Annotated in this window: 1 protein-coding gene; it reads right to left on the bottom strand. The window is 65.2% G+C overall.

Annotated features, from left to right (window positions below):
- Window positions 1-26: 26 nt before the first annotated feature.
- Complete coding sequence (locus tag ABGB08_RS54595; RefSeq protein WP_347608519.1) at window positions 27-1,280, bottom strand: ISAzo13 family transposase; 1,254 nt, start codon at window positions 1,278-1,280, stop codon at window positions 27-29.
- Window positions 1,281-1,351 lie beyond the last annotated feature (71 nt).

Raw genomic sequence — 1,351 nt, 5'->3', positions numbered from 1 at the left:
CTAAGAGCTCAGCCTGAAATAACGCCTCAGGCTGGCTCGACCGTGATCTTCGATGTGGTAGCCGGGTGGATGGTGTAGTTCCAGTCCGGGCGGAACGCGTGCCGAGTGATCCTGGTCGTCTCCAAATCCCGCATCTCCCGGTCGGAGACTTTGATGCCCTTGGGGTAGGGCGCGGTGTCCAGTTCGGCGGTGACCGTCAGCCCGCTGATGGTCGTGGTCGCGCTGATGGTGTTGACGATGACCTCGTGACTGGTCAGAGGCCTGCCCCTCCAATTCATCGAGATGAAGCTGAACAGTTTGTGCTCGATCCGGTTCCATTTGGAGGTGCCCGGCGGCAGATGCGCCAGCCGGACGGTCAGCCCGGTCTCCGCCGCGAACGCCGCCAGTTCCCTCTTCCACAGCCGGACCCGGTTACCGTTCGACCCGCCGCAGTCAGCGGTGATCAGCAGATCGGCTGCACCCGGGTAGGACACCCGCCCTACCCGGTCCCACCAAGAACGGATGGTGTTAACCGCGAACGCCGCCGTGTCGTGGTCGGTGCCCACACTCACCCACCCCGCGTTCGCGCCCACGTCATACACCCCGTACGGAACGGCCTTGCCGAGCTGCTTGTCGATGAAGTCATGAACGCGTACCCGCTCGGGCTCGCCTTCAGGCCGCCATTCCCGGCCGCCGTTCTTGTACGGCCCGACCAACTCTTTCTTCTTGGTGTCCACGCTGATCACCGGCCGCCCGGCGGCCAGCGCGGCGACCACCAAGTCATGGATGTGCTGGAATTGCGGATCACGGTCCGGGCTCTGGGCACCCTCGATCGTCTTGGCGTTGGCCTGCAGGCTGTACCCGGCCTCACCTAGCAGCCTGCGCACGACAGCGGCACTGACCCGATGCCCACCCGCCGACAACTCCCCAGCCAGCTTGACCAGGGACTTGCTCGTCCACCGCAGCGGAGACATCGGATCGCCCCTGGTCACCGGCTCGACCAGCGCATCCAGCGCCACCGGCAGAGCCGGATCGTTGTCCTCGGCCTTCTTGCGGCCCCCACCCGGGCGGCGTACCCCGTCCGCCAGCGGTTTTTCGCCGGACAACTCCTTCATCCCATCGGCGATGGCCTCCGTGGTCACCTGGGTCACCGCGGCGACGAACGCGATCCCGCCATAGCCCAGCGAACGGGCCTCGGCAGCCAGCCACAACCGCCGGGATCGTTCATCTAGGTGTTCCCGCAGGTCGAGCCAGCGGCGGGTCAGCCCGCTCTCCAAGCGTTCACGCTCATCGGCGGCCATCGTACGGAGCTTCACCACACGATTAGATCACCGATCACGAGACAACGGATTTATTTCCGCATGCTCCCTAA

The sequence above is a fragment of the Acrocarpospora sp. B8E8 genome, assembly GCF_039871605.1.
Taxonomy (GTDB): Bacteria; Actinomycetota; Actinomycetes; order Streptosporangiales; family Streptosporangiaceae; genus Acrocarpospora; species Acrocarpospora macrocephala.
This window is presented reverse-complemented; position numbering and strand designations above follow the sequence as displayed.

What these genes read in the sequence shown, in the direction of transcription:
- ABGB08_RS54595 (WP_347608519.1), bottom strand. Translation starts at nt 1,280, where the DNA reads ATGGCCGCCGATGAGCGTGAACGCTTGGAGAGCGGGCTGACCCGCCGC.